This window comes from Cellulomonas biazotea (genome assembly GCF_004306155.1).
GTDB classification, from domain to species: domain Bacteria; phylum Actinomycetota; class Actinomycetes; order Actinomycetales; family Cellulomonadaceae; genus Cellulomonas; species Cellulomonas biazotea.
Genome location: NZ_BIMR01000059.1, coordinates 23,168 through 49,979, shown reverse-complemented (window position 1 = coordinate 49,979; position 26,812 = coordinate 23,168). Strand labels below are relative to the sequence as shown.

Annotated in this window: 23 protein-coding genes and 1 tRNA gene; 13 read left to right on the top strand and 11 right to left on the bottom strand. The window is 72.1% G+C overall.

Going from position 1 to position 26,812, the window contains the following annotated elements; genetic code table 11:
• On the bottom strand, positions 1-612 hold a 612-nt coding region (locus CBZ_RS05335; RefSeq protein ID WP_130780549.1), incomplete at its 3' end, for a thiamine pyrophosphate-binding protein.
• A 180-nt stretch (positions 613-792) separates the two neighbouring features.
• On the opposite strand from CBZ_RS05335, the gene CBZ_RS05330 reads away from it, so the two are divergent.
• Positions 793-2,706, top strand: coding sequence for an FAD-binding monooxygenase (locus tag CBZ_RS05330; protein WP_130780548.1), 1,914 nt, complete (start codon positions 793-795; stop codon positions 2,704-2,706).
• 15 nt (positions 2,707-2,721) lie between these two features.
• Here CBZ_RS05330 and CBZ_RS05325 read toward each other — a convergent pair whose 3' ends face one another.
• Both CBZ_RS05325 and CBZ_RS05320 read right to left on the bottom strand, forming a co-directional pair.
• Positions 2,722-3,609 carry a phenylalanine 4-monooxygenase gene (locus tag CBZ_RS05325; protein WP_130780547.1) on the bottom strand — a complete coding sequence of 296 codons (888 nt, stop codon included), beginning with the start codon at positions 3,607-3,609 and terminating at the stop codon, positions 2,722-2,724.
• A 73-nt stretch (positions 3,610-3,682) separates the two neighbouring features.
• Positions 3,683-4,966 (bottom strand): Fic family protein, encoded by a 1,284-nt coding sequence (locus CBZ_RS05320; RefSeq protein WP_218022713.1) that lies wholly within the window; start codon positions 4,964-4,966, stop codon positions 3,683-3,685.
• A gap of 220 nt (positions 4,967-5,186) precedes the next feature.
• On the opposite strand from CBZ_RS05320, the gene CBZ_RS05315 reads away from it, so the two are divergent.
• The gene (locus tag CBZ_RS05315) at positions 5,187-5,903 is read left to right on the top strand and encodes a NosD domain-containing protein (RefSeq protein ID WP_165446663.1); all 717 of its coding nucleotides are present in this window, start codon (positions 5,187-5,189) and stop codon (positions 5,901-5,903) included.
• A 66-nt stretch (positions 5,904-5,969) separates the two neighbouring features.
• Here the strand turns inward: CBZ_RS05315 and CBZ_RS05310 are convergent.
• Positions 5,970-6,043, bottom strand: a tRNA-Leu gene (locus tag CBZ_RS05310).
• Between the two features lie 141 nt (positions 6,044-6,184).
• Between CBZ_RS05310 and CBZ_RS05305 the strand changes: the two genes are divergently transcribed.
• Both CBZ_RS05305 and CBZ_RS05300 read left to right on the top strand, forming a co-directional pair.
• Entirely contained in the window at positions 6,185-6,868 is a 684-nt protein-coding gene (locus CBZ_RS05305; RefSeq protein WP_130780545.1) for an ANTAR domain-containing response regulator, read from the top strand.
• Positions 6,869-7,074: 206 nt separating this feature from the next.
• Positions 7,075-8,334: an ABC transporter substrate-binding protein gene (locus CBZ_RS05300; protein WP_130780544.1), complete on the top strand. Its 1,260-nt coding sequence runs from the start codon at positions 7,075-7,077 to the stop codon at positions 8,332-8,334.
• Between the two features lie 90 nt (positions 8,335-8,424).
• On the opposite strand, the gene CBZ_RS05295 is transcribed toward CBZ_RS05300, so the two are convergent.
• On the bottom strand, positions 8,425-9,189 hold the full coding sequence (locus CBZ_RS05295; protein ID WP_130780543.1) for an endonuclease/exonuclease/phosphatase family protein: 765 nt from the start codon (positions 9,187-9,189) through the stop codon (positions 8,425-8,427).
• A 58-nt stretch (positions 9,190-9,247) separates the two neighbouring features.
• Here CBZ_RS05295 and CBZ_RS05290 point away from each other — a divergent pair, with 58 nt between their 5' ends.
• Both CBZ_RS05290 and CBZ_RS05285 read left to right on the top strand, forming a co-directional pair.
• Positions 9,248-9,889, top strand: coding sequence for a nucleotidyltransferase family protein (locus CBZ_RS05290; protein ID WP_130780542.1), 642 nt, complete (start codon positions 9,248-9,250; stop codon positions 9,887-9,889).
• A gap of 132 nt (positions 9,890-10,021) precedes the next feature.
• The gene (locus CBZ_RS05285) at positions 10,022-11,428 is read left to right on the top strand and encodes a cellulose-binding domain-containing protein (RefSeq protein WP_130780541.1); all 1,407 of its coding nucleotides are present in this window, start codon (positions 10,022-10,024) and stop codon (positions 11,426-11,428) included.
• Positions 11,429-11,512: 84 nt separating this feature from the next.
• Here the strand turns inward: CBZ_RS05285 and CBZ_RS05280 are convergent, their stop codons facing one another.
• From CBZ_RS05280 to CBZ_RS05265, 4 genes are read right to left on the bottom strand one after another with little or no spacing between them, the layout of a single operon-like run.
• Positions 11,513-12,382 (bottom strand): ABC transporter ATP-binding protein, encoded by an 870-nt coding sequence (locus tag CBZ_RS05280; RefSeq protein WP_246013072.1) that lies wholly within the window; start codon positions 12,380-12,382, stop codon positions 11,513-11,515.
• Complete coding sequence (locus CBZ_RS05275) at positions 12,379-13,338, bottom strand: ABC transporter ATP-binding protein (protein WP_130780540.1); 960 nt, start codon at positions 13,336-13,338, stop codon at positions 12,379-12,381. The genes CBZ_RS05280 and CBZ_RS05275 overlap by 4 nt, the downstream gene beginning before the upstream one ends.
• Entirely contained in the window at positions 13,328-14,314 is a 987-nt protein-coding gene (locus CBZ_RS05270; protein ID WP_130780539.1) for a branched-chain amino acid ABC transporter permease, read from the bottom strand. The genes CBZ_RS05275 and CBZ_RS05270 overlap by 11 nt, the downstream gene beginning before the upstream one ends.
• Before the next feature lie 12 nt (positions 14,315-14,326).
• Positions 14,327-15,763: a branched-chain amino acid ABC transporter permease gene (locus CBZ_RS05265; protein WP_130780538.1), complete on the bottom strand. Its 1,437-nt coding sequence runs from the start codon at positions 15,761-15,763 to the stop codon at positions 14,327-14,329.
• A 333-nt stretch (positions 15,764-16,096) separates the two neighbouring features.
• Between CBZ_RS05265 and CBZ_RS05260 the strand changes: the two genes are divergently transcribed.
• The gene (locus CBZ_RS05260) at positions 16,097-16,816 is read left to right on the top strand and encodes a GNAT family N-acetyltransferase (RefSeq protein WP_165446662.1); all 720 of its coding nucleotides are present in this window, start codon (positions 16,097-16,099) and stop codon (positions 16,814-16,816) included.
• Here the strand turns inward: CBZ_RS05260 and CBZ_RS05255 are convergent.
• Positions 16,732-17,145 (bottom strand): PaaI family thioesterase, encoded by a 414-nt coding sequence (locus CBZ_RS05255; RefSeq protein ID WP_130780537.1) that lies wholly within the window; start codon positions 17,143-17,145, stop codon positions 16,732-16,734. The genes CBZ_RS05260 and CBZ_RS05255 overlap by 85 nt on opposite strands.
• Positions 17,146-17,278: 133 nt before the next feature.
• Between CBZ_RS05255 and polA the strand changes: the two genes are divergently transcribed.
• The 3 genes from polA to CBZ_RS05240 all read left to right on the top strand — a co-directional run bounded on the left by polA (position 17,279) and on the right by CBZ_RS05240 (position 22,115).
• Positions 17,279-19,936: a DNA polymerase I gene (gene polA / locus CBZ_RS05250; protein ID WP_246013074.1), complete on the top strand. Its 2,658-nt coding sequence runs from the start codon at positions 17,279-17,281 to the stop codon at positions 19,934-19,936.
• A gap of 176 nt (positions 19,937-20,112) precedes the next feature.
• The gene (locus CBZ_RS05245; protein ID WP_130780535.1) at positions 20,113-20,466 is read left to right on the top strand and encodes a DUF485 domain-containing protein; all 354 of its coding nucleotides are present in this window, start codon (positions 20,113-20,115) and stop codon (positions 20,464-20,466) included.
• Positions 20,463-22,115, top strand: coding sequence for a monocarboxylic acid transporter (locus CBZ_RS05240; RefSeq protein ID WP_130780534.1), 1,653 nt, complete (start codon positions 20,463-20,465; stop codon positions 22,113-22,115). Before CBZ_RS05245 ends, CBZ_RS05240 begins: the two co-directional genes overlap by 4 nt.
• Positions 22,116-22,193: 78 nt before the next feature.
• On the opposite strand, the gene CBZ_RS05235 is transcribed toward CBZ_RS05240, so the two are convergent.
• Positions 22,194-23,045, bottom strand: coding sequence for a class I SAM-dependent methyltransferase (locus CBZ_RS05235; protein ID WP_130780533.1), 852 nt, complete (start codon positions 23,043-23,045; stop codon positions 22,194-22,196).
• 130 nt (positions 23,046-23,175) lie between these two features.
• On the opposite strand from CBZ_RS05235, the gene CBZ_RS05230 reads away from it, so the two are divergent.
• From CBZ_RS05230 to CBZ_RS05220, 3 genes are read left to right on the top strand one after another with little or no spacing between them, the layout of a single operon-like run.
• Positions 23,176-24,843 carry an ABC transporter substrate-binding protein gene (locus CBZ_RS05230; RefSeq protein WP_130780532.1) on the top strand — a complete coding sequence of 556 codons (1,668 nt, stop codon included), beginning with the start codon at positions 23,176-23,178 and terminating at the stop codon, positions 24,841-24,843.
• An 18-nt stretch (positions 24,844-24,861) separates the two neighbouring features.
• Positions 24,862-25,869 (top strand): ABC transporter permease, encoded by a 1,008-nt coding sequence (locus CBZ_RS05225; RefSeq protein ID WP_130780531.1) that lies wholly within the window; start codon positions 24,862-24,864, stop codon positions 25,867-25,869.
• Positions 25,866-26,807, top strand: coding sequence for an ABC transporter permease (locus CBZ_RS05220; RefSeq protein ID WP_130780530.1), 942 nt, complete (start codon positions 25,866-25,868; stop codon positions 26,805-26,807). Before CBZ_RS05225 ends, CBZ_RS05220 begins: the two co-directional genes overlap by 4 nt.
• Positions 26,808-26,812 lie beyond the last annotated feature (5 nt).

Below are 26,812 nucleotides of genomic sequence, written 5' to 3'. Positions count from 1 at the left end.
GAGCAGCAGCGGCCGCCGCGCCGACGCCAGGGCCGCGGCCACGTCCCGCACGCTCGCCTCGGCGAACGGGCCGCGCGGCGCGAGCGGGTCGGGCAGGCGCGGTGCGGGCACATCGGGCACCGGGCCCGCGTCGAGCGTCGCGACGTCGTAGGGGATCGCCAGCACCGTCGGCACCCGGTACGTCAGGGCGTGCTCGACCGCGATGAGCGTCGTCGCCGCCGCGTCCGTGCGTCCCACCGTGTACGTGCGCGCCCCGACCGCCGACGCCATCGCGATCTGGTCCACGTCCCACGGCCGCGGTCCCGACGTCGGCTCGTCGCCCACCACGAGCACCAGCGGCACGTGCGCCTGCACCGCCTCCGCCAGCGCCGTGAGGGTGTTCGTGAACCCCGCGCCGTACGTCGTCGTCGCCGCGGCCAGCCGCCCCGACGACCGGTGGTAGGCGTCCGCCGCGACCACCGCGCCCGACTCGTGCCGCACCGCGGTGAACGTCGCCGCGGTCTGCCGCGCGAGCGCGTCGAGGAAGTACGCGTTGCCGTTGCCCATCACGCCGAACACGTGCTCGACGTGCGCGGCGAGCGTGACGGCGGCGTGCGCGGAGACCGAGGGCATCGATGCCACCTGTCCGTAGTCGTCGGGTGTGCGCCGGAGCGCCCCGCGGACGTCCCGCGCCGGCGACGCTGCCGGGCACGGGGCCGGGGGACCGGCCGTACGGCGGCATCGTAGCCGGGCCGTATACGATCCGCTCGAGAGAGGACCGCACCTCGACAACGACGTCCGAGGAGTCGACCGATGCAGTTCCACCACCACGGCTACGTCTCCGGCGACCCCCGCGTCCAGCCCGCCGCCGGCGTCGGCCTCGACCGGCCCCACGACCTGCCCGACGAGGTCGACGTCCTCGTCGTGGGCACCGGACCCGCCGGCATGATCACCGCCGCCCAGCTCTCCCAGTTCCCCGACGTGACGACCCGCATCGTCGACCGCCGGCCCGGACGCCTGCCCATCGGCCAGGCCGACGGGATCCAGGCCCGCAGCGTCGAGACGTTCGCGGCGTTCGGCTTCGCCGGGCGGATCGCCGAGGAGGCCTACCGCATCACCGAGATGTGCTTCTGGCACCCCGACCCCGCCGACCCCACCCGCATCGTCCGCGGCGAGCGCCCGCCCGACGACCCCGCCGGGATCAGCGAGTTCCCGCACCTCATCGTCAACCAGGCCCGCGTCCTCGACTACTTCGCCGAGTACATGGCCCACGCCCCCACCCGCATGGCCCCCGACTACGGCTACGAGTTCCGCGACCTCAGCCTCGACCCCGACACCGACCCCGACGGCCACCCCGTCACCGTCCACCTCGTGCGCACCGACGGCCCCGACACCGGGCAGGAGAAGACCGTCCGCGCCCGGTACGTCGTCGGAGCCGACGGTGCCCACAGCGCCGTCCGCCACGCCATCGGCTGCACCCCCCAGGGCGACAGCGCCTTCCACGCCTGGGGCGTCATGGACGTCCTCGCCGTCACCGACTTCCCCGACATCCGCCTCAAGTGCGCCATCCAGTCCGGCACCGGCGGCAGCATCCTGCTCATCCCGCGCGAGGGCGGGCACCTGTTCCGCATGTACGTCGACCTCGGCGAGGTCCGACCCGACAACCACGCCGCCACCCGCAGCACCACGATCGACCAGATCGTCGACCGCGCCCGCGCGATCCTGCATCCCTACACCCTCGACGTGAAGGACGTCGCCTGGCACTCCGTCTACGAGGTCGGGCACCGCGTCACCGACCGCTTCGACGACGTCCCCCTCGACCAGGTCGGCACCCGCACCCCCCGCGTCTTCATCGAGGGCGACGCCTGCCACACCCACAGCGCCAAGGCCGGCCAGGGCATGAACGTCTCCATGCAGGACGGGTTCAACCTCGCCTGGAAGCTCGGCTACGTCCTCACCGGCCGCAGCCCCGAGTCCCTCCTCGCCACCTACTCCGCCGAGCGCCAGGTCATCGCCCAGAACCTCATCGACTTCGACCGCGAGTGGTCCTCCCTCATGGCCCGCAAGCCGGAGGAGCTCGACCCGGGACAGCTCGCCGACTTCTACGTCCGCACCACCGAGTTCCTCTTCGGCTTCATGACCCAGTACCCGCCGTCCCTGCTCGTCGCCGAGCCCACCCACCAGCACCTCGCCACCGGCTTCCCCCTCGGCAAGCGCTTCAAGTCCGCACCCGTCGTCCGCGTCGCCGACGCCAACCCCCTGCACCTCGGCCACCAGCACCGCGCCGACGGCCGCTGGCGCGTCTACGCCTTCGCCGACACCCCCGCCGCCGGCCAGCCCTCCGCCCTCACCGACTGGGCCACCTGGATGCACACCGCACCCGACTCACCCGTCCGCGCCCACACCCGCCCCGGCGACCAGCGCGACGCCGTCCTCGACGTCAAGGTCGTCTACCAGCAGCACCACACCGACCTCGACCTCGGCGCCGTCCCCGCGCTCTTCCTGCCCCGCACCGGCCCCTACGACCTCGTCGACTACGAGAAGGTCTTCGCCACCCACCCCGACGAGGACCTGTTCGACACCCGCGGCATCGACCGCGACGGCTGCGTCGTCGTCGTCCGCCCCGACCAGTACGTCGCCGCCGTCCTCCCGCTGCACGACACGGCCGCGCTCGCGGCCTTCTTCCGCCGGCACCTGCTCGTGCAGGTGGATCCGCCCGAGGCCTGACGCGGCGGGTGGGACCTACGCCGCGCCGCGGGCGAGCCGCGCCGGGGTGTCGTCGTCGAACTCCGCGAAGAACCCCGCCACCCGGTCGGTGAGCTCACCCATGCCGTCGCACGCGAACAGGATCGGCTGGTAGTGGCTGATGTCGTACGCCAGCGTCGCCATCTGGTGGAAGTCGACCGGACGGATGTCGGCCCCGCGGAACTCCTCGATCTCCCCGTACGACGACAGGAGCCCCGCGCCGTACGCGCGCAGCTCGCCACCCTCGTGCATGACGCCGAACTCGATCGTGAACCAGAAGACGTCCGCGACGTACTGCAGCCCCTCAGCCGTCTCGCAGCGTCGCGCGGCCTCCCCGGCCCGGCGCTTGACCTCGGCGATCGCGGGGTTCGCGAGCAGGTTCCCGTGCCCGACGACCTCGTGCAGGATGTCCGGCTCCGGCGTGTACAGCGGCTGCGACGGGTGGCGCAGGTACTGGGTCGAGTGGAACACCCCGTCCGCGAGCGACCCGTAGAACACGTCGAGCGGGACGAGCCCCGCGGCCGGGTGCAGCCGGAACCCGCTCAGCGGCTCCAGCGCCGCGCTGACCTCGTCGAGCTGCGGCACGTGGTCCGTCGGCAGCCCGAGGGCCTCCTTGCCCTCCAGGTACCCGCGGATCGCGAGGCGCTCGTGCTTCGGCGCGAGCTCCCGGCACACCGTCGCCCAGATCGCGTTCTCCGACTCCGTGTACTCGACCCGCGGCACCGGGTCCCCGGGCCTCCACGCGAGCGCGGGACCGGCGATCTCGTCGCGACGGCGCCGGTACTCCTCGTCCTTCGCACCCGGGTGGTCGTCCGCGAGATGCACCCTGGCCTTGCCGTCCTCGTCCGCGGTGACGGGGGCGTACAGCTGGCCCTCTTCGAACATGCGATCCGTTGTACGCCTGAAACGGGGACGACGCATCCCTCCCTGCACGCCGCAGCGGGCGAGACGGGCGACGTCAGGGCAGGCCGACCCGGCGCCGCCCCGCCCGGGCGGCGAACGCGTCCAGCGCCGCGAGCACCGGCGACGACTCCCACAGGATCGAGCGCCGCCGACCGCCGACCGGAGCCAGCGCGCCCACCTCGACCAGACGCGTCACGGCCTTCATCGCGTTGGTGTGCGAGACGCCGAGCTCGTGCTGCACGACCGCCGTGTTGACGACCGGCTGCCGCAGCACCAGGTCGATCAGCGGCCACACCGACGAGTCCGACCGCGCCCGCACCGACGCCGCCCAGCGCTCGCGGACCTCCCGCAGGTCGGCCACGAGGTGCCGGCCGTTGACGACCGCGTCGAACGACGCCTGCGCCATCGCGTCGACGATCGGCGCCAGGTCGCCCTCCCGGTACGCCGTCAGGGCGTCGAAGTACCCCCGCGTGTCGACCAGCAGCCCCGCCGACACCGGGACCGTCACGGACCGCGTGAGCGAGCGCCGCCGCAGCAGCGCGTGCACCAGCGCCCGACCCGTCCTCCCGTTGCCGTCGGGGAACGGGTGCACCGTCTCGAACTGCGCGTGCGCGACGGCGGCGTGCGGCAGGGCCGGCACGTCGTCGCGCGCCATGAACGCCACGAGGTCGTCGATCGCGGCCGGCACCCGGTCGGCGTGCGGCGGCACGAACGCCGCCCGGTGCGGGGAGTACCCGCCCCCGCCGATCCACACCTGCTGCGTGCGCCACCGACCGGCGATCTCCGGCTCCGCGGCCTCGACGAGCGCCCGGTGCATCGCCAGGACCGACGCCGCGTCCAGCCGCTCCGACAGCTCGACGGCCGCCTGCATCGCGTGCACGTTCCCGACGATGAGCGCGGCGTTGCGCTTCGCGTCTTCCCCGAGCTCGGCGAGCGCGACCTGCTTGGCCCCCGACGTGAGGTTCTCGATCTGCGACGACGACGCCGACTCCGACCGCAGGAGGATCGCCGCGAACGGTGCGACGTCCCGCCCCAGCTCGACGTCGAAGTCCCGGACGACGACCGACGCCTCCTCCGCGGCCGCCGCCGTCGCGCGCGGCAGCCGCACGTCGAGGTCCGCGATCCGGGGCGGCACCGCGGCACGGTAGGGGGACGACATCTCGGCGCGTGCCGACCGCGACAGCAGCTCGGGCGGCAGGCTCGACCGCCACGGGTGCTCCTCCCACCCGACGGCCGGCCACAGGGGAGCGGGGTCGGCCGTCGGCGTCGCGGCGGCCGACCGCCCCGCACCCGGGGTGGGGCCGCCGTGCGCCCGCTCTTGCCCGCCATCCTTCGACACGCCTCGACGTTATCACTCGATCGGTGACTAAAGATGGATAAGCACACCGGTCGTGCATCCCTCCGTCACGGTGCAGCGAACGCCTCGGCGACGACCCCTCCGCCCGTGCGGAAGCCGGGTAGAGCCAGACCGCAGGAAGGCCGGCGTGCGTGCGTGTCCGCCCGTGCACCCGCCCCGCACCCGCGACTGCACGATCAGGCGAGTCGTCGTCGAGGACGTCGTGTTCCGCGGAAACGTCTTCGCGCTGCTCAGCAGCTTTGGTGCAGACGTCGACGTCCGCCGATCGCGGTTCGTCGACAACGAGCACGCGATCTCGACGTTCTACGCGAGCGCGACGATCTCCGACTCCACGTTCCTCCGCAACAGGTTCGCGGCATCGAGCAACAGGCTCATCACGATCGCCCGGTCTCGCTTCGTCGACAACGAGCAGACCTTCACCGGCAGCGAGACCCGGCTCCGTCTCACCGACTCCGTGGTGACCGGCAGCAGGATCGTCTACGACAACTACGACGGCGTGGGTGCCTTCTTCGAGGGCAACACGTTCGCCCGCAACGGCATCGTCATCGGCTCGGACTTCTCGCTCGACGCCGACGAGATCCTGCACAACAGGTTCGTCGACAACGACCTCGCGGTGAGCGCGACGACGCCGAAGCACCTGGTGGGGAACACGTTCGTCGGCAACCGGGTCGCGGTGGCCTCGGATCCCGACCAGATCACCCCGGGCGTCCCGTTCGTCGCGATGGAGGGCAACACGTTCCGGCGCAACGGCGACGCCGTCTACCTGACCCACCCGGCGAGCCTGAAGGACACGGTCGCGATCGGGAACACGGGCTACGGGATCTACGCACCGCTCGCGACCGACCTGGGCGGCAACGTCGCCTACCGCAACGGCACCGAGCCCCAGTGCACGGGCGTCGTCTGCGAGACGCGCTCCTGAGAGCAGCGGTCGCGAATGCGGCCACGTTCCAGGCCGGCCGAGATTCGCTGACCTGGACGAGCTGGGTGCCCCGAGTGGGATTCGAACCCACACTGGATCGGGTTTGAGCCGAACGCCTCTGCCGGTTGGGCTATCGGGGCCAGGCGGCCAGGATAGTCAGCCGGGCGACGCCACGGACGCGCCTGCTCACGGGCGGGACGGGACCCCGTGCACGGCGAGCGGCGCACGTCACACAGGAACCCTGCAGCGTTGCGACGGCCTGCGGCGACTACGCTGTGCCCGTGACCAAGGACGCAACCCCCGAGCCCACCGAGGCGACGCCGGACCTCGACCTGCCGACCACCGCCCCGGCGGAGGAGCCGACGGAGGCCGCTCCCGCGGCGCGTCCGGCCAGGCGCGCGGTCGTCGCCGAGGACGAGGCGCTCATCCGCATGGACGTCGTCGAGACGCTGCGCGACGCCGGGTTCGACGTGGTCGGCGAGGCCGGCGACGGCGAGCAGGCGGTCGCGCTGGCCACGGAGCTCAAGCCGGACGTCGTCGTCATGGACGTGAAGATGCCCGTGCTCGACGGCATCTCCGCGGCGGAGCGGATCGGCAAGGCACACCTCGCGCCGGTCGTGCTGCTCACGGCGTTCTCGCAGACCGAGCTGGTGGAGCGCGCGCGTGACGCGGGCGCGATGGCGTACGTCGTGAAGCCGTTCAGCCCCGCCGACCTGCTGCCGGCGGTGGAGATCGCGATCTCCCGCTACGCGCAGATCTCCGCGCTCGAGTCCGAGGTCGCGGACCTGGCGGAGCGGTTCGAGACGCGCAAGCGCGTGGACCGTGCCAAGGGTCTGCTGATGACGAAGATGGGCCTGACGGAGCCGGAGTCGTTCCGCTGGATCCAGAAGACCTCCATGGACCGCCGCCTGACGATGCGCGAGGTCGCCGACGCGGTGATCGACCAGGTCGGAGGCGGTTCCTGAGCCCTGGGAGGGCTTGAGAGCGCTGGTCACGAGGCCGGTCGGACGTCCAGTTCGACCGGCCTCCCGCTTTGTCACAACTCGGCAACAACACGCGGTGAGATGTTCGCATTCACATGGCGGACACAAAGAATGAGTACCTTCGCGCCACATCGTGAGGCCCTGACCCGGGGCCTGCGGATCGGTGTACTCACAGAGGGGTACCACGCATGATTCGTTCGACACACGCCTTTCGGGCAGCAGCCCTGGCCGGTGCCGCCGCGCTCGTCCTCGCCGCGTGCAGCAGCGGGGGAGAGTCCGGCGACGAGGAGACCACGACGTCGGAGGCCGGCGCGCTGAAGATCGGCACGCTCCTGCCGCAGACGGGCTCGCTCGCCCAGCTCGGTCCCCCCGAGATCGCCGGCGTCGACCTCGCGGTCGACGAGATCAACGAGGCGGGCGGTGTCCTCGGCTCGGACGTCGAGGCCATCCACACGGACTCCTCGGACGCGGAGCACGCCGAGGTCGCGACCCAGTCGGTGCAGGACCTCATCAGCCAGGACGTCTCCGTCATCATCGGTGCGGCGTCGTCCTCCGTGACCCGCAACGTCATCGACGACATCACGGGCGCGAACATCGTCCAGATCTCGCCGGCGAACACCGCGACGGACCTCTCGGGCTACTCGGACTTCTACTTCCGGACGGCCCCGCCGGACACGGTGCAGGGTTCGGCGCTCGCCAACCTCATCCTCGGTGACGGCTCGCAGAAGCCCGGTGTCATCGTCTTCAACGACGACTACGGCATCTCGCTGCGCAACGTCGTGCAGTCCGTCGTCGAGACGAACGGCCTGTCGCTCGTCTACGGCACGGAGGGCCAGGAGTTCGACCCGAACGAGACGAACTACACGACGATCGTGAGCGACGCGCTCGCCGCCCAGCCGGACGCGCTGGCGATCATCGCCTTCACGACGCAGACGCCGCTCATCGTCAACGAGCTCGCGACGCAGGGCTTCGACATGTCGAAGGTCTACTTCGTCGACGGCAACCTCACGCAGTTCGGCGAGGAGTTCCAGGCCGGTCTGCTCGAGGGTGCGCAGGGCACGCTCCCGGGTGCCTTCCCGACGGAGGACTTCCAGGCGCGCCTGCTCGAGGTCAACGACTCGCTGCAGGACTTCTCCTACGCGGCCGAGGCGTACGACGCGACGATCCTGGCGGCCCTCGCGGCCGTCAAGGGCGGTGCCACGGACGGTGAGACCATCCAGGCCAACATGGCGGCCGTCTCCGGTGCCGACGGCGGCGAGAAGTGCGACACGTTCGCGGACTGCGTGGCGCTGCTCGAGGACGACAAGGACATCGACTACGAGGGGCAGTCGGGTGCGGGTCCGTTCAACGCGGACAACGACCCGTCGTCGGCGTACATCGGCGTCTACACGTTCGACGGCGCCAACATGTACTCCTTCACGAAGTCGGAGTTCGGCGAGGTCGGCTGATCCCCACGGATCGATGACAGGGTCGACGGGGTCGGTGCTCAGGCACCGGCCCCGTCGGCGTGTCCGGCGGCCGGTAACCGCGTCCGGTCGTCAGAGCGTCGTGAGGTCGACGACGAGCGCGCGGTGGTCGGACAGCCCGGTGTCGACCGCGCGGCCGGGGCGGACCGGGTGCAGCGCGCCGTCGACGAGCACGTGGTCGAGCTGCCGCTCGGGGTGCGCGACGGGGTAGGTGTCGGCGACGACGACGGGCCGCAGTCCGGTCGCCCGCTGGGGCCGGTCGCCCTCGAGGTTCAGGTCGCCCATGAGCACGAGCGGCCGGGGGAGCGTGCGCGTCTGCGCGACGAGGTGCCGCAGCTGTCGCACGTTCCACCCGGGGATGAACGTCAGGTGCGTCCCGACGACCGTGACGAGCCCCTCGGGTGCCTCGACGACGGCGGCCAGTGCGGCCCGGGGCTCGTCGCGCACGAGCGTGGGCCAGCGCGTGCCGGGCCACCGCACGGGCGCGCGGCGGCGCAGCGTCGGGAGCTGCAGGACGCGCCACTCGCGCACGGGGTACCGGCTGAGCAGCGCGATGCCGTAGCTCGCGGCCGCGGGCTGCTGGTCGCCCGTGACGGCGGTCCACAGGCCCGGCTCGCCGTGCAGGATCGCGGCGAACCGATGGTGCGGGGCGTCCATGACGTCGGCCGCGATCACGGTGAGGTCGGCACCGTGCGACCGCGGCTGGTCCCGGTCCACCTCCTGGAGGGCCAGGACGTCGGCGTCGAGGTCGCGCACGGCGTCCGCGAACCGGTCGAGCCGCACCTCGCCGTCGACGGTCGAGCGGCCGTGCAGGATGTTGAAGGTCGCGACGCGCACCCTGGCGATTCTCGTCGCCGACCTGCGGGTGTGCGCGGCGGGGTGAGAGATTGGCCCGATGACGGTGCAGGGCGCCCTGGAGAATCCCCCCGACGACCGCACGGCTCTGCAGGACGGGCTGCGGCTCGTCGCGGTGGCGCTGACCGATGCCCAGATCCCGTTCGCGCTCGTGGGCGGCTACGCGTCGTGGGCGCGCGGCGCGCCCGAGCCGAGCCACGACGCGGACTTCGCGGTGCCGGAGGAAGACGTCGAGCGGGCGAAGGCCGCGATCGCCGCAGCGGGCCTGCAGGTCGAGCAGCCGGCGGAGAACTGGCTGTTCAAGGCCTTCCACCACGGTCAGCTCGTCGACGTCCTGTTCCGCATGGTGGGGGAGCCGGTGACGCGCGAGCTGCTGGCCCGCAGCGACGAGCTCGAGGTGCTCGCGGTGCGGATGCCCGTCCTCGCGGCGACCGACATCGTGTCGGCCAAGATGCGGGTGCTGGGCGAGCACGCGTGCGACTTCGGGCGGCTCCTCGCGATCGTCCGGGCGCTGCGCGAGCAGATCGACTGGGACCGCGTCCGCGAGGACGTCCGCGACCACCCGTACGGCAAGGCCTTCCTGTTCCTCGTGGACGAGCTAGGTATCACGGGGGCGCCGCACGGTCCGGTCGACGTCGAGCCCGGACGGACCGACGCACCGGCGGCCACGAGCGACGCCTGACGCCCGGCGCGGGTCGCCGAAACGCTGACCTGAAAGGCTTCAGGGGGGCTCGGAAGCGCTTCGACGTCACTAGCGTGTGCCGCTTCCCGGTCCCCGCGGCACAGCCCGCCGCCGTCCGACGTCTGGAGCGCCATGACCTCCGACCCGTCCGCCCGCACCCGCACGTCCCGGGTGCGCCGCCCCCGCTCCGCCCGCTCCCGTCCGGCCGGCACGGGACCCGCCGCGACCCGCCCCGTTCGACGCGTCGCTGCCACCGCCGCGGCCCTCACGGCCGGGCTCGCGGCCACCCTCGTCGCCGTGCCGAGCGCCCCGGCGTCCGCCGCGGCCGGCTGCACCGCGACCTACACCGTCACCGCGTCCTGGAACACGGGCTTCACCGGCAACGTCGCCTTCACCGTCGACGCCCCCGTCGACGGCTGGGAGCTCACGTGGACCTTCACCGCGGGCGAGTACCTCGTCCAGGGCTGGAACGCCGACCTCGCGACGACCGGCACCCAGGTCCGGGCGAGGGCACCCGGCTGGAAGCAGCGCCTGGCCACCGGCGAGACGTGGTCGGTCGGCTTCAACGCGACCCACGTCGGCCGGACGCCCGCGCCGACCGACCTGCGTCTCAACGGCGTGGCCTGCACCGTCGTCGGCCAGCCCACGCCGACGCCCACGTCCACGACGACGCCCACCCCGACGCCGACCGTCACGCGCACCCCCACCCCGACGCCGACCGCCACCCGGACGCCGACCCCGACACCCACGCCGACTCCCACGCCGACGCCGTCGCCCACGACCGCACCCGTCTGGAACCCGCCCGCGGCCCTGGCTCCGGCGCTCGACGAGGTCTGGCGCCACCAGGAGCAGACGTACAACAACGGCAACCTCTACGGCTTCCGCAACTACGGCTGGGACCAGGTGATGGCCAACGGCGGCTACCTCAACGTGTGCGTCCGCTGGGACTCCACCAGGACCGTCACGGCGGCCCAGCGGGACAAGATCCACGCGCAGTACGAGGCCCAGTACCGCAAGTGGTTCGCGCGCATGCTCCAGCCCGACGGCACACGCTGGAACGGCTGGCCGTACCAGGAGGTCGACATCCGGGTCGTCGGGTGGGCGGTCCGCGACCGGTCGCTGCTGCAGTGGTCGGACAGCTCGGTCGACGTCTACGTCGGTGACATCCGCGAGAACGCGCCGCAGTGCCCCGAGTCGCTCGGGCGGTTCTTCCACCAGGACGGGAGCTACCCGGGCGGTGCGGCTCGGCACTACGACCAGTCGTTCTGGCTGACCGACGGTTTCGGCGGGGGAGCGGGCGGCGACTGGGGGCAGCGGATGGGCACCGAGTACTTCCTCGGGGCGCTCGACAACGCCGACGTGACGATCCTGCAGCACGAGATCGGGCACACGTTCGGCCTCGACGACTTCTACGACTGGACGCCGACCGGCGTGTCGCGGTTCGTCATGCTCGCCGGGTCGTCGGCCGCGATCACGGACTTCGACGCGTGGATGTTCCGCGACTGGTGGCGGCACCTCAAGTCGCGCTACGGCCTGTGACGCGCGACGGGGGCGCGTGACGCTGCATGAAGGGCGGGGGCGGTGGGCGGACCGGTCGTCCGTCCACCGCCCCCGGCGAGCCGCTCAGGACGCCTCGGGCTCGTCCTTCTTCGCGGCGCTCTCGACGTCCGCCGCCAGGGTCCCGAGGTACAGCTCGATGACCTTCGGGTCGTGCATGAGCTCGCGGCCCGGCCCCGAGTAGGCGTTGCGGCCCTGGTCGAGGACGTAGCCGCGGTCGCAGATCTGCAGGGCACGCCGGGCGTTCTGCTCGACGATGACGACCGACACCCCGGCCTTGTTGATCCGCCGGGTCCGCAGGAACGTCTCGTCCTGCTTCACCGGCGACAGGCCGGCGGACGGCTCGTCGAGCAGCAGCACGGACGGCTCCATCATGAGCGCGCGCGCCATGGCGACCATCTGCCGCTCGCCGCCCGACAGGGACCCCGCCCGCTGGCGGCGCCGCTCGGCGAGCGTCGGGAAGAGGTCCGCGACGAACGCGAACCGCTCGGCGTACCGCTTGGGAGCCTGGAAGGCGCCCATCTGCAGGTTCTCCTCGATGGTGAGCGAGGGGAACACGTTGTTCGTCTGCGGGACGAAGCCGACCCCGCGCTGGACCAGGTGGTCGGCCCGCAGGTTGGTGATCGCCTCCCCGCCGAGCGTGACCGTGCCGGACCGGACGGGCACGAGCCCGAACAGCGACTTGAGCAGCGTCGACTTCCCGGCGCCGTTCGGGCCGATGATGCCGACGAGCTCGCCCGGGTGCAGGACGAGGTTGCAGCCGTTGAGGATGTCGACGCCCGGCAGGTACCCGGCGACGAGGTCGGTGGCCTCGAGCAGCGGCTCACCCTGGGGTGCGCCCCGGTGCAGGGCGGCGCGGTCCCCGGTGGTGACGGCCGTCGCAGTCGGTGCGGCCTCGTGGTCGTCGCGCGTGACGGCGTCCATCGCGTCGCTCATCGGGTCCCCTCCTCGGTGCCGGGCCGGCCGGCCGCGTCCTGGTCCGGCGCGACGTCCTCGAGCGCCGCCTCGTCGAGCAGCGCGTCGTCGCCCAGGTCCGTGTCGTGGTGCGCACCGAGGTACGCGTCGATCACGGCGGGGTTGCCCATGACGGACTCGGGCGGCCCCTCGGCGACGATGCGGCCCTCGGTCATGACGACGACCCAGTCGGAGATGTGCCGGACCATGTGCATGTCGTGCTCCACGAACAGCACCGTGGTGCCGTCGTCGCGCAGCGCCTGGATGTGCCCCAGCAGCGACTGGGTGAGCGCGGGGTTCACGCCGGCCATGGGCTCGTCGAGCATGATCATCGTCGGCGTCGCCATGAGGGCCCGCGCCATCTCGAGCAGCTTGCGCTGACCGCCCGACAGGCTGCCCGCGAAGTCGTCCCGCTTGGTGTCGAGCTTGAACCGCGCGAGCAGCTCCTCGGCCTGGGCGGTGATCTCCTCCTCGCGCCGGCGCCACAGCGGCGGCACGAGCGCGGTGAGCAGGTTCTCGCCGGGCTGGCTGACCGCACCGAGACGCATGTTCTCGATGACGGTCATGCGGTTGAGCGCCTTGGTGAGCTGGAACGTGCGCACCATGCCGGCGCGGGCGACGCGGGCGGCGGGGACCCCGCCGAGCGTGCGCCCCTCGAACGTCCAGCGCCCGCTGCTGGGCTTGTCGAAGCCGGTGAGCAGGTTGAACAGCGTCGTCTTGCCGGCGCCGTTCGGGCCGATGAGCGCGGTGATGGCGCCGCGCTGCACCTCGAGGTGGTCGACGTCGACCGCGTTGACGCCGCCGAAGTGACGGCGCACGTCGTCGGCGACGAGGATCGGGTCCGGCTTGGCGGCGCCGGGGACGTGCTCGACGTCCCGCAGCGCGGCCTCGACGGCGGCCCGGTGGTCGACGGTCGCAGAAGTGGGCTCAGTGGGCATGGATCGCGAGCTCCTTCTTGTCTCCGAGGATGCCTTGTGGCCGGAAGATGATCAGCAGCATCAGGGCGACGCCGACGATGATCCAGCCGAACTGCTCGATCTGCTCGCTGCGCAGGACCGTCGTCGGGATCGTCTCGCGCATCGTGAGCTTCACGAGCGCCAGGACGGCCCAGAAGATGATCGAGCCGAGCACCGGTCCGAAGACCGTCGCGGCGCCGCCGAGCAGCAGGATCGTCCAGACGAAGAACGTCATGGAGCGCCCCATCGAGTCGGGCTGCACGGCCCGTGGCAGGACGTAGAGGATGCCCGCGACGGCGCCGATCGCACCGCCCAGGACGAGCGACTGCATCTTGTAGGAGTAGACGTTCTTGCCGAGCGAGCGCACGGCGTCCTCGTCCTCCCGGATGCCCTTGAGGACGCGGCCCCACGGCGAGCGGATGAGCAGCCAGACGAGCAGGCAGGCGAGGGCGACGACGGCCCAGCCGACGAGGCGGACCCACCAGCTGTTCGACGCGTTGACGGCGTACTCGAACGGCCCGAGCGCCCACGTCCCGTCGGGGAACGGTGACGCGTCCTGGAAGCTGCCCTTGTACTGGTTGCCGCGCAGGCCGCTCGAGGCGCCCGTGAGGTCGGTGAACGTCGTGGAGCGCCCGACGAGCCGGACGATCTCCGCCGCCGCGATCGTGACGATCGCGAGGTAGTCGCCGCGCAGCTTGAGGGTCGGGATGCCGAGGATCAGCGCGAACACCGTGGCCGCCGCGATGGCGACGAGCACGGCGGCCCACAGGGGCCAGCCCGCGATGGTCGAGATGGCGAAGCCGTAGGCGCCGAGGAGCATGAAGCCCGCCTGGCCCATGTTGAGCAGGCCCGTGAGCCCGAAGTGGATGTTGAGGCCGATCGCCGCGAGGGCGTAGGCGGCGGTCGTCGGCGCGAAGAACTCGGCGACGACGAGCGTGAGGATGCGTGTCCAGTCCATGGTGGTGGTTCCTTATCCGACGCGCGTCGCTCGGCCGAGGATGCCCTGCGGTCGTACCAGCAGGACGAGGATGAGGATGACGAGCGCCGAGGCGTAGCGCATGTCGATAGGGATCCAGAGGCTCGACAGCTCGACCACGAGGCCGATGACGATGGATCCGGCGAGGGCGCCGAACGCCGCCCCGAGCCCGCCGAGGGTGACCGCGGCGAACATGAGCAGCAGCAGCGCACCGCCGGAGTACCACGACGTCGCGCCGAAGTAGAGCCCGACGAGGACGCCGCCGAGGGCCGCGAGGCCCGCGCCGAGCACCCAGACCAGCCGGATCATCCGGTTGACGGAGATGCCGGACGCCGCGCTGAGCGCGGGGTTGTCGGCGACGGCACGGGTGGCGCGGCCGGCCCGGGTGCCGAGCAGGAAGTACGCGACGCCGCCGAGCGCGACCGCCGCGACGCCCATCGAGATGAGCGTCGTGACCGTGAGCCGGACGGGGCCGATCATCACGGACTGGGGCGTGTCGGTGACGATGCGCAGGGGCCCGGCGCCGAAGAAGAACTGGAAGACGTACGAGATCGCCATCGACAGACCGATCGTCACGATCATCTGCTGGATCATCCCGACGCCGCGGCGCCGCAGCGGCCGCCACAGGAACGTGTCCTGCAGCCAGCCGGTCGCGGCACCGATGGCGACGGCGATGATCGCCGACGGCACGAGCGGCAGCCCGACGAGCTGCGTGCCGACGTACGCGAGGATCCCGCCGAGGGACACCTGCTCGCCGTGCGCGAAGTTGCTCAGGCCGGTCGTCCCGTAGATCAGCGACAGGCCGACGCTGGCGAGCGCCAGGAGCGTGCCGAACACGAGCCCGTTGACCGTGAGCTGGGCGACCCGGGCCGCGGTGATCCCGGACCCGCTGGACGCGGCCGTGGCGGCCTGCCCGGTGCCGGAGCCCGGTGCGGGGGCCGCGCTGGGCTCGTCGGTCGAGCCGTCGTCGCCGCCCGCGGGCGCCTCGACGGGCGCACCGAGCGGGAACAGCGCGACGGACGACGAGCCGAGGTTCACCTGGACGACGCGGGGGTTCTGGTCGGGCAGCCGCAACGTCTCCCCGGCCGGCAGCGTCGCGGTGTCGAGCGTCACCTCGTACTCCCCGGCCTCGGTGACGGCGACGGACCAGCGGCCCTCGGCGTCGGTCGTGGCCGTGGACTCCCCGCCGGGTCCGTCGACCGTGAGCGTGGTCCCGGCGGCGGGCGCGCCCGCCGAGGTCCGGATGGTCCCGTTGATGCAGCCGGTCGCCGCGTCGGCGACGCAGGCCTGCGTGGCGGCGCGGGCGGACGGCGCGGTCGCGAGACCGAGGACCGACCACGTGAGGAAGGCGGCCACGAGGAGCAGCAGCGTGAGGGGGCGTGCGGCTCGAGGTGGCGAGCCGGCGAGCGGGTCCGCGGCGACTGGTCGCACCTGGGACCTCCGTCCGTCGTGTGTAGGAGCGCGAGACGAGTGGGCTCGGCGGCGCTGTCGAGCGGGTGCGACGCCCAGCCGGGGTGGCAGGACGATAGGGAGGGATTGTGTCTTGTTCATTACGTGAACGCGAGAGCCGCGCCGAACGAGTGAGCCGGTGTCGCCTCCGACGAGCCTCGATGCTGGGCGTCCGTCCAGGTCCGGGAGGCCCGGGACCTTGGGGGACTAGGCAGGTGGACGGCCGCTGCGCCATGATCGGTCTCGGTGCCGCCGCGGGCAGGACGGCACCAGCCCGAAGGGATCCCCCTCGTCCCGTCTGGAGGCTCGACCGCCGTGCGCCCAGGTGTCCACGTCCGCATCGCGTGCCCTGACGATCTCGAAGACCTCGTCGAGGTGTGCCTGCTGGCGCGCCGCGAGGCGGCCGTCGGGGCGCAGCTGTGCACGGACGACGCCGACCGTCTCCGCGACCAGCTGGGAGCGCTCCGAGCGTTCCCCGGCGGTCTCGTCCTGGTGGCCTCGCTCGACGGCCACGCGAGCGGGCTGCTGCTCGCCCGCGTCGTCGGGCCGGGGCCGTTCACGGACGTCGTCAGCATGAACATCGAGGCGGTGTACGTCGTCCCCGAGGCGCGTCGACGCGGTCTCGGGCACGCGCTCCTCGTGGCCGCGGTCGCCCGCGCCGAGGAGGTCGGGGCCACCGAGCTGTACGCCTCGCCCCTGCCCGGCGCCCGCGGGATGCAGCGCTTCCTGGCCCGGCTGGGCTTCGCCCCGGCGGCGTCGCACCGGGTCGTCACGACGTCGGCGCTGCAGCGCCGCCTCGCGCACGACCTCGCGCCCGCGGTGATGCAGGGCGCGCCGCGGCGCGCGGGCTCACGCGGGCTGGAGGACCTCATCGCGCGGCGGCGGCAGGGTCGCATCCGCGCGACCGAGGTGCCCGAGCAGGCGTCCGCTCCCGGGGTCGACGCCGCGGGTCAGCGGCGGGCGTCGATCAGCATGCAGGTGAGCCTTGCGGTGCAGAGCCGACGGCCGTCGGCGTCCTCGACGACGACCTCGTAGGTCGCGAGCGTCGAGCCCAGGTGCAGGGCCGTCGCCGTCCCGGTGACGAGTCCGGACCGTGCGGACCGGTGGTGCGTCGCGCTCAGCTCGATGCCGACCGCGGCACGTCCGGCTCCGGCGTGCACCTGGGCCGCGTAGGACCCGAGCGTCTCGGCGAGCACGGCCGACGCACCGCCGTGCAGCAGCCCGTACGGCTGGGTGTTGCCCTCGACGGGCATGGTGCCGACGGCCCGCCCGGCGGAGAGCTCGACGACCTCGATGCCCATGCGCTCGAGGAGGGTGCCGGCGATCGACGGGGTCGCGGCCAGGGCGTCAGAGGTGTCGGACATGGCAGATAGGTTGGCACCCGTGAGCGACGCACAGCCAGCCGCCCTGCCCGACGTCCTGCCCGACGCCCCGTCGTCGACGGCCCCGGCCGTCCCCGCGGGTCCCGCGCGGCTCCTGCTGATCGACGGCCACTCGATGGCGTACCGCGCGTTCTTCGCGCTTCCGGTCGACAAGTTCGCGACGTCGACGGGCACCCCGACCAACGCGGTCTTCGGGTTCACGTCGATGCTCGCCAACCTGCTGCGGGACGAGGAGCCGACGCACGTCGCGGTCGCGTTCGACGTGGGCCGCACGACGTTCCGCACCGAGCAGTACGAGGCGTACAAGGGCAACCGCGACGCGACGCCCGAGCCGTTCCGCGGCCAGGTGCCGATCATCCAGCGGGTGCTCGCGACGATGCACATCCCGGTCCTGGAGAAGCCGCACTACGAGGCGGACGACATCCTCGCGACGCTCTCGCACCAGGCCCGCGCGCAGGGGATGCAGGTGCTCATCTGCACGGGCGACCGCGACGCCCTCCAGCTCGTCAACGACGACGTCACCGTGCTGTACCCGGTCAAGGGCGTCTCCGAGCTCGCGCGCATGACGCCCGCGGCGGTCGAGACCAAGTACGGCGTGCCGCCGGAGCGGTACCCGGACCTCGCGGCGCTCGTCGGCGAGACGTCGGACAACCTGCCGGGGATCCCGGGCGTCGGCCCGAAGACCGCCGCGAAGTGGATCGGCCAGTTCGACGGCCTCGAGGGCATCGTCGCGAACGCCGACAAGGTCACCGGCAAGGCGGGGGAGTCGCTGCGCGAGAACCTCGAGCAGGTGCAGCTCAACCGGCAGCTCAACCACCTCCTCACGGACCTCGAGCTGCCGCTCGGTCCGGAGGACCTGGCGGCGCGGCCGTGGGACCGTCACGAGCTGCACGCGATCCTCGACGAGCTCGAGTTCCGCGCGCTGCGCGACCGGCTGTTCGCGATGCTGCCGGACGAGAACGAGAAGCCGGCCGCGGTCGCCGCGGCGGCCCTCGACGTCGCGGCCCTGGGCACGGGCGAGCTCGGGTCGTGGCTCGCGGGCCGGTCGGGCCAGCCGCTCGGTGTCGACGTGCGTGGCTCCGGGTCGCCGTCGGGCGGGGACGCCTGGGGCGTCGCGCTGGCGGACGCGTCGGGCCAGGCGGCGGCGTTCGACCTCGCGGAGATCGACCCCGTCGACGAGGCCGCGCTGGCCGCGTGGCTGGCCGACGCCGCGCAGCCGAAGGTCGTGCACGCGTCGAAGGAGGCGTGGCACGCCCTGGCCGGGCGCGGCCTGCCCATCGCGGGTGTCACCTTCGACACCGAGCTCGCCGCGTACCTGTGCCAGCCGGACCGCCGGGCGTACGACCTGGCCGACCTCGCGATCGGGTACCTGCGCCGCGAGCTCGGCGCGGACGACGCCGCGACCGGTGGCCAGGGTGCGCTGGACCTCGAGCTCGACGGCACGGACGAGGGACGTCGGGCGGCCGTGCGGGCGTCGGCGGTGCGTGACCTCGCCGACGTGCTGGCGGGCGAGCTCGCGGACCGCGGCGCCGACGGCCTGCTGCGCGACCTCGAGCTGCCGCTGGTCGACGTGCTCGCCCGGATGGAGCGCACCGGCATCGCGATCGACGCGCCGTACCTGTCCTCGCTCGAGAAGTCGTTCGACGGCCAGGTGCAGGGTGCGGCCGCGGACGCGTACGCGGTCATCGGCCGGGAGGTGAACCTGGGGTCGCCCAAGCAGCTCCAGGAGGTCCTGTTCGACCAGCTCGGCATGCCCAAGACCAAGAAGATCAAGACGGGGTACACGACCGACGCCGCGGCGCTCACGGACCTGTTCGCGCGCACGCAGCACCCGTTCCTCGAGCACCTGCTCGCGCACCGCGACGCGATCCGCCTGCGGCAGACGGTCGAGGGGCTGCTCCGCTCGGTCGCGCCGGACGGGCGGATCCACACGACGTTCCAGCAGACGATCGCGGCGACGGGCCGGCTGTCGTCGGCGGACCCGAACCTGCAGAACATCCCGATCCGGACCGAGGCAGGCCGCCAGATCCGGCGGGCGTTCGTCGTGGGCGACGGGTTCGAGACGCTGCTGACCGCCGACTACTCGCAGATCGAGATGCGGATCATGGCGCACCTGTCGGGCGACGAGGGCCTCATCGAGGCCTTCCGCTCGGGCGAGGACCTGCACTCGTACGTCGGCTCGCGCGTGTTCGGCGTGCCGACCGACGAGGTCACGGCCGCGATGCGGTCGAAGATCAAGGCGATGAGCTACGGCCTGGCGTACGGGCTGTCGTCGTACGGACTGTCGCAGCAGCTCTCGATCGAGGTCTCCGAGGCCGCGGGGCTCATGCAGGACTACTTCGCGCGGTTCGGCGGCGTGCGGGACTACCTCACGGGTGTCGTCGACGTGGCGCGCCAGACGGGCTACACGCAGACGATCCTCGGGCGCCGCCGGTACCTGCCGGACCTCACGAGCGACAACCGCCAGCGCCGTGAGGCGGCCGAGCGGATGGCGCTCAACGCGCCGATCCAGGGCAGCGCGGCGGACCTCATCAAGGTGTCGATGCTCGGGGTGGACCGCGAGCTCACGCGACGCGGGCTGACCTCGCGCGTGCTGCTGCAGGTCCACGACGAGCTCGTCCTGGAGGTCGCCGCGGGGGAGCGGGACGAGGTCGAGGCGCTGGTGCGCGAGCAGATGGCGGCCGCGGGCGACGCGGCGAGCGACGGTCCGCTGGACGTGCCGCTCGACGTGAGCGTCGGGGTGGGCGCCAGCTGGCACGACGCCGGGCACTGACGCGGCGCCGCTGACGGCGCGCAGCAGGTCGCGCGGACGCGGAGCCGTCCGAACCGGAGGTATCGGGGGAAGTTTCGGGAATCCCCCCGAAAACATCGGTAGTGGACGGACGTGATCTGGGCCACAGTAGGCGTCTGTGGCAACGAGGCCACGCCCGACGTCCCCTGGAGGCGTGCATGACCGACACGTTCAGCGGCACCCCAGAGACCGACTACCAACGCGTGCAGCGCAGCGCCGAGTTCCAGGCGCTCAAGCGACGCTTCCGGCGCTTCGTCTTCCCGATGACGGCGCTCTTCCTCGTCTGGTACTTCGTCTACGTCCTGCTCTCGACGTACGCGCACGACTTCATGGGCACGCGCGTCTGGGGCACGATCACCGTCGGCCTGCTGTTCGGCCTCGGCCAGTTCGTCTCGACGTTCGCCATCACGATGATCTACGCCCGCTGGGCGAACAACCGGCAGGACCCGGTCGCCGACCGGCTCCGCCGGCACATCGAGGAGGGGCGTCTCGACGACGGTGAGGTCGCGTGAGCGCCGCCGTGCGGACCGCGGCGGAGCAGTCCGACCAGATCGGCGAGCCGATCGTCAACATCGCGATCTTCGGCGCGTTCGTCCTCGTCACTCTCGTCATCGTCTTCCGTGCGTCCCGCAACAACCGCACGGCGGCCGACTACTACGCCGCAGGCCGGTCCTTCACCGGGCCGCAGAACGGCACCGCGATCGCGGGCGACTACCTGTCCGCCGCGTCGTTCCTCGGCATCTGCGGCGCGATCGCGATCAACGGCTACGACGGGTTCCTCTACTCGATCGGGTTCCTCGTCGCGTGGCTCGTGGCCCTGCTGCTCGTCGCCGAGCTGCTGCGCAACACCGGCCGGTTCACGATGGCCGACGTCCTGTCGTTCCGGCTGCGCGAGCGTCCCGTCCGCATGGCCGCCGCGCTGTCGACCCTCGCGGTCGTGTTCTTCTACCTGCTCGCGCAGATGGCCGGCGCCGGTGGTCTCGTCGCGCTCCTGCTGGGCATCGAGGGGACCGCCGCGCAGGGCCTCGTCATCGCCGTCGTCGGCGCGCTCATGATCCTGTACGTCCTCGTCGGCGGGATGAAGGGCACCACCTGGGTGCAGATCATCAAGGCCGTCCTGCTCATCGCGGGCGCGGGCGTCATGACGGTCTGGGTCCTGTCGAAGTACGGGTTCAACCTGTCCGACCTCCTGCAGGGCGCGATCGACCAGGCGGGCGAGGGCGGCGAGGCGCTCGTCGAGCCCGGCAAGCAGTACGGCGCGAGCGCGATGAGCCAGCTCAACTTCGTGTCCCTGGCGCTCGCGCTGGTTCTCGGCACCGCCGGGCTGCCGCACGTCCTCATGCGGTTCTACACGGTCCCCTCCGCCAAGGAGGCGCGTCGCTCGGTCGTCTGGGCGATCTGGCTGATCGGCATCTTCTACCTGTTCACCCTCGTGCTCGGCTACGGCGCGGGGGCGCTGGTCGGCCCCGAGACGATCATGGCGGCACCGGGCGGCGTGAACTCCGCGGCGCCGATGCTCGCCTACGAGCTCGGCGGCACGATCCTGCTGGGCCTCATCTCCGCGGTCGCCTTCGCGACGATCCTCGCGGTCGTCGCCGGTCTCACGATCACGGCCGCGGCGTCGTTCGCGCACGACATCTACGCGAACGTCCTGAAGAAGGGGAAGGTCAACCCGGACGGCGAGGTCCGCGTCGCGCGGATGACGGTCATCGCGATCGGCATCCTCGCGATCATCGGCGGCATCTTCGCCAACGGGCAGAACGTCGCGTTCCTCGTGGCGCTCGCGTTCGCGGTCGCGGCCAGCGCCAACCTGCCGACGATCCTCTACTCGCTGTTCTGGCGGAGGTTCAACACGTCGGGCGCGCTGTGGAGCATGTACGGCGGCCTGATCTCGTGCATCGTGCTCATCGCGATCTCGCCGGTCGTGTCCGGCAAGGTCGACCCGAAGACGGGGGCGAGCCTGTCGATGATCAAGGACACGTCCGTCGACTTCCACCTCATCCCGCTGGAGAACCCGGGCATCATCTCGATCCCGCTGGCCTTCCTCCTGGGGATCCTCGGCACGGTCCTCACGAAGGAGAAGCCGAACGTCGAGAAGTCCGCCGAGATGGAGGTCCGCTCCCTCACGGGCGCCGGCTCGGAGAAGGCGGTCGTGCACTGACGGCGCGCTGACCGGACCCCGGCACCCGGGCACGCCGCCGCGCAGCGGCGGACCCGGGTGCCGGTGCGTCCCGGGCCCTCACGCCGCGTGGCACACGAAGATCGCGGTCCCCGGCAGCAGCGCGCCACGGACCGGTCCCCACCCGCCCCAGACGCGGTCGTGCCCGTCGGGCCAGGCGGGCTCGACGAGCCGGTCGAGCACGAAGCCCGCACCGACGACGTCGGCGACGTGGTCGCCGAGCGTGCGGTGGTACTCCGCGTACAGGACGCGGCCCGACTCGCCCGTCTCGACGTAGGGACGTCGGTCGAAGTAGGACCGCGTCGCGGTCAGCCCGTGCGCGGACGGGTCGTCGGGGAACGCCCAGCGCAGCGGGTGCGTCACCGCGAAGACCCAGCGGCCGCCGGGCCGCAGGACGCGCCGCGCCTCCGCGTGCACGCGACCGGGGTCCGGGACGAACGGGATGGCGCCGAACGCCGTGAACACGACGTCGAAGGCGTCGTCGGCGAACGGCAGCGCGCGCGCGTCCGCCTGGACGAGCGGCGTGCGCGTGCCTGCCGCGCGGTCGTAGCGCGCGCCGGCGGCGAGCATGCCGCCCGACACGTCGGTCGCGACGGCCTCGGCACCCTGCGCGGCGAGCCACCGTGAGCACTGCGCCGCCCCGGCCCCGATCTCGAGCACCCGCCGGCCCGCGACGTCCCCGAGGAGCCGGGCGTCCTGCTCGCGCACGCCCTCCGGGCACCACACGAAGTCGGCCGGACCGAGGAAGGCACCGTGCTCGTCGAGGTACTCGGCGGCGTTCTCGTCCCACCACCGGCGGCCCGCGGTTCCGCCTTCCTCGTCGGGCACCTCGCGGAACCCGGCGTCGGCGAGCGGGTCGGTCGTCGGAGGGCCGGACGGATCGGACGGGACGGGCTGCGCGAAGTCGGACATGTCGATAGTGTCGCCCGGACCCGAATAGGTACTCACTCGTAACAGCGTCGTGACGTGGGAGACCTAGCGTCAGCCCCGGCTGGTGCCAGGAGCGCCGGTCGATCGACGTACTTGACGGAGGGTGGTCGTGGTGAAGTCCTGGAAGCTGGTGGCCGTCTCGGCGGCCGGAGCGCTCGCCCTGACGGCGTGCGCAGCGAGCGATCGCGACGCCGACGGCGGCGCGAGCGACGCCGCGAGCGGTGGCCGCGACACGTTCATCTTCGCCGCCTCGAGCGACCCGGCGGGGCTCGACCCCGCCTTCGCGAACGACGGCGAGTCGTTCCGCGTGGCCCGGCAGATCTTCGAGGGTCTCGTGGGCACGGAACCCGGCACGGCCGACCCGGCGCCGCTGCTCGCGGAGTCGTGGGACGTCAGCGACGACGGCCTGGAGTACACGTTCCACCTCAAGGAGGACGTGAAGTTCCACGACGGCACGGACTTCGACGGCGAGGCGGTCTGCTTCAACTTCGACCGCTGGAACAACTTCACCGGGATCCTGCAGTCCGAGTCGCTGTCGTACTACTGGCAGAAGGTCAACGGCGGGTTCGCGACGAGCGACGTCGAGACGCTCAACGGGACCGGCAAGTACGACAGCTGCGAGGCGCCCGACGCCGCGACCGCGGTCGTCCACCTCAAGAGCCCGCTGCCCGAGCTCGTCTCGGCGCTGTCGCTGCCGTCGTTCTCGATGCAGTCGCCGACCGCGCTCGAGGAGTACGACGCCGACAACGTGACCGGCGAGGGCGACGCACCGATCCTGCCCGAGTACGCGAACGCGCACCCGACCGGCACCGGCCCGTACACGTTCGACTCGTGGAGCCCGGGCGAGGAGGTCGTGCTCGTCGCGAACGAGGACTACTGGGGCGACCAGGGCCAGATCAAGCGGATCGTCTTCCCGGTGATCTCCGACCCGACGGCGCGCCGGCAGGCGCTGCAGGCGGGCGACATCGACGGCTACGACCTGGTCGGCCCGGCCGACGTGCAGGCGCTGGCCGACGAGGGCTTCCAGATCGTCAACCGCGAGCCGTTCAACATCCTGTACCTCGCGATGAACCAGGCGAACCCCGACCTGGCCGACCTCAAGGTCCGGCAGGCCATCGCCCACGCGATCAACAAGGAGGCGCTCGTCGCGCAGACGCTGCCCGAGGGCACCGAGGTCGCGACGAACTTCGTGCCGCCGTCGGTCTCCGGCTGGAACGCCGACGTCACGACGTACGACTACGACCCGGACCTCGCCAAGAGCCTGCTCGCCGAGGCGGGGAAGTCGAACCTCACGATCGACTTCAACTACCCGACGAACGTCTCGCGGCCGTACATGCCGACGCCGGAGCAGGTGTTCACGGCGATCAAGGCGGACCTCGAGGCGGTCGGCATCACGGTGAACCCGGTGCCGGACCCGTGGAACCCGGAGTACCTGGACAAGATGCAGGGCACGTCCGACCACGGCATCCACCTGCTCGGGTGGACCGGCGACTACAACGACACCTACAACTTCATCGGCGTCTTCTTCGGCGGTCCGTCGAACGAGTGGGGCTTCGACAACCCCGCGATCTTCCAGGCGATCAACGACGCCCGGTACGTCGCGGACATCGACGAGCAGAAGGCCGCGTACGAGGCCGCCAACGCCGAGCTCCTGGAGTTCCTGCCCGGCATCCCGCTCGCGCACCCCGTCCCGTCCCTTGCGTTCAAGGACGACGTCAAGGGCTACCCGGCCTCGCCGGTCCAGGACGAGGTCTACAACGTCATCACGCTCGGCGACTGAGAGAGACCGCACCACCCGATGCCCCGACTGATCCTGCGGCGCCTCGCGCTGCTCGTCCCCACCCTGCTCGGGTTGTCGGTCCTGCTGTTCCTGTGGGTGCGCGCTCTCCCGGGAGGTCCTGCCACGGCCCTCCTGGGGGAGCGCGCCACCCCGGAGGCGGTCGCTCGCCTCAACGAGCTCTACGGCTTCGACAAGCCCCTCGTGCAGCAGTACGTCACCTGGCTGGGCCAGCTGCTCCAGGGCAACTTCGGCGTCTCCACCCGCACGGGCCGCCCCGTGCTCGAGGAGTTCACCAACCGGTTCCCGGCCACCATCGAGCTCACGGTCGTCGCGCTGATCATCGCGATCGGCATCGCGATCCCGCTGGGCTACGTCGCCGCTCGGCGCCAGGGCCGGCCGCTCGACCACCTCACGGTCGTCGCGTCGCTCATCGGCGTGACGATCCCCGTGTTCTTCCTCGCGTTCCTGCTCAAGTGGGCGTTCGCGGTCAACCTGGGGTGGTTCCCCTCCACCGGTCGGCAGGACCCGACGATGGTGGCCACGCACCCGACGGGGTTCTACGTCCTCGACGGGATCCTCACGCGGGAGTTCGACGCGAGCTGGGACGCGCTCATGCACCTCGTGCTCCCCGCGATCGCGCTCGGGACGATCCCGCTCGCGATCATCGCGCGCATCACCCGGTCGTCCGTCATCGAGGTCCAGGACGCCGACTACGTGCGGACGGCCCGCGCCAAGGGGCTCGGTGCGGACCGGTTGCGCCGACGGGTCATCCTGCGCAACGCGATGCTCCCGGTCGCGACGACCATCGGCCTGCAGGTGGGTCTGCTGCTTTCGGGCGCCGTCCTCACCGAGACCGTCTTCGCCTTCCCCGGCATCGGCAGCTTCCTGGCGAACGCGGTCTTCGACCTCGACTACGCCGTCCTGCAGGGCTTCATCCTCATCATCGCGGTGGTGTATGCGCTCGTGAACCTCTTCGTGGACGTCTCCTACGGCGTGATCGACCCGCGGACGAGGGCGACGCGATGAGCGCGCCCGAGGTCTACGAGGTCCCCAGCGCACCGCTCGACCTGGGCCGGGCGGACGACGAGGCCCGGCTGGCGGGCGCGTCGCACTGGCGCGTCGCCGCGCGTCGCCTGCGCCGCAACCCCGGGGCGGTCGTCGGGGCGGCGATCGTCGCGGTGTTCGTGCTGGTCGCCGTCTTCGCCCCGCTCATCGCGCCGTACGACGCGGGCGAGCTCCCGGGCCGGGCCGAGATCCGCCCGACCTACATCCCCGGCCCGTCGGACGAGTACCTGCTGGGCCTCGACCGGTACGGCGCCGACCTGTTCTCCCAGCTCGTCTGGGGCGCGCGCGCGTCGCTGCTCATCGGCGTGCTGTCGACGCTGCTGGGCCTGCTGGGCGGCATCCTGCTCGGCGGCCTCGCGGGCGGCCTGGGCGGCTGGACCGACACGGGTGTCATGCGCTTCGTCGACCTGCTCCTCGCGGTGCCGAGCCTGCTGCTGGCGGTGTCGATCGCGGCGATCGCCGGACCGACGCCCGCTGCCATCGTCATCGCGATCGGTGCCGTGCAGGTGCCGATCTTCGCGCGGCTGCTGCGCGGGTCGATGTTCGCGCAACGCGGGCAGGACTACGTGCTGGCCGCCCGCTCGCTCGGCCTGAGCCGCCGGACGGTGACGATGAGCCACGTCATGCCGAACAGCGCGTCGCCGGTCATCGTGCAGGCGACGCTCCTGCTCGCCACCGCGGTCATCGAGGCCGCCGCGCTGTCGTTCCTCGGCCTCGGCGGCGGCTCCCCGACCACGGCCGAGTGGGGCCGCATGCTGACGTCCGCGCAGAGCGAGCTCGAGATCGCGCCCCGCCTCGCCCTGTGGCCGGGCGCCTGCATCGCCGTCACGGCGCTCGGGTTCACGTTGTTCGGCGAGGCGCTGCGCGAGGCGCTGGACCCCCGGTCGAGGAAGCGGTGAGCGGC

Bases quoted from the DNA above. Each gene is read 5' to 3' on its own strand.
- CBZ_RS05270 (WP_130780539.1), bottom strand. From the start codon at position 14,314: ATGGACTGGACACGCATCCTCACGCTCGTCGTCGCCGAGTTCTTCGCG.
- CBZ_RS05235 (WP_130780533.1), bottom strand. From the start codon at position 23,045: ATGTCCGACTTCGCGCAGCCCGTCCCGTCCGATCCGTCCGGCCCTCCG.
- CBZ_RS05220 (WP_130780530.1), top strand. From the start codon at position 25,866: ATGAGCGCGCCCGAGGTCTACGAGGTCCCCAGCGCACCGCTCGACCTG.
- CBZ_RS05280 (WP_246013072.1), bottom strand. From the start codon at position 12,382: ATGAGCGACGCGATGGACGCCGTCACGCGCGACGACCACGAGGCCGCA.
- CBZ_RS05275 (WP_130780540.1), bottom strand. From the start codon at position 13,338: ATGCCCACTGAGCCCACTTCTGCGACCGTCGACCACCGGGCCGCCGTC.
- CBZ_RS05290 (WP_130780542.1), top strand. From the start codon at position 9,248: ATGACGGTGCAGGGCGCCCTGGAGAATCCCCCCGACGACCGCACGGCT.
- CBZ_RS05330 (WP_130780548.1), top strand. From the start codon at position 793: ATGCAGTTCCACCACCACGGCTACGTCTCCGGCGACCCCCGCGTCCAG.
- CBZ_RS05255 (WP_130780537.1), bottom strand. From the start codon at position 17,145: ATGTCCGACACCTCTGACGCCCTGGCCGCGACCCCGTCGATCGCCGGC.
- CBZ_RS05245 (WP_130780535.1), top strand. From the start codon at position 20,113: ATGACCGACACGTTCAGCGGCACCCCAGAGACCGACTACCAACGCGTG.
- CBZ_RS05325 (WP_130780547.1), bottom strand. From the start codon at position 3,609: ATGTTCGAAGAGGGCCAGCTGTACGCCCCCGTCACCGCGGACGAGGAC.
- polA (WP_246013074.1), top strand. From the start codon at position 17,279: ATGGCGTACCGCGCGTTCTTCGCGCTTCCGGTCGACAAGTTCGCGACG.
- CBZ_RS05225 (WP_130780531.1), top strand. From the start codon at position 24,862: ATGCCCCGACTGATCCTGCGGCGCCTCGCGCTGCTCGTCCCCACCCTG.
- CBZ_RS05300 (WP_130780544.1), top strand. From the start codon at position 7,075: ATGATTCGTTCGACACACGCCTTTCGGGCAGCAGCCCTGGCCGGTGCC.
- CBZ_RS05285 (WP_130780541.1), top strand. From the start codon at position 10,022: ATGACCTCCGACCCGTCCGCCCGCACCCGCACGTCCCGGGTGCGCCGC.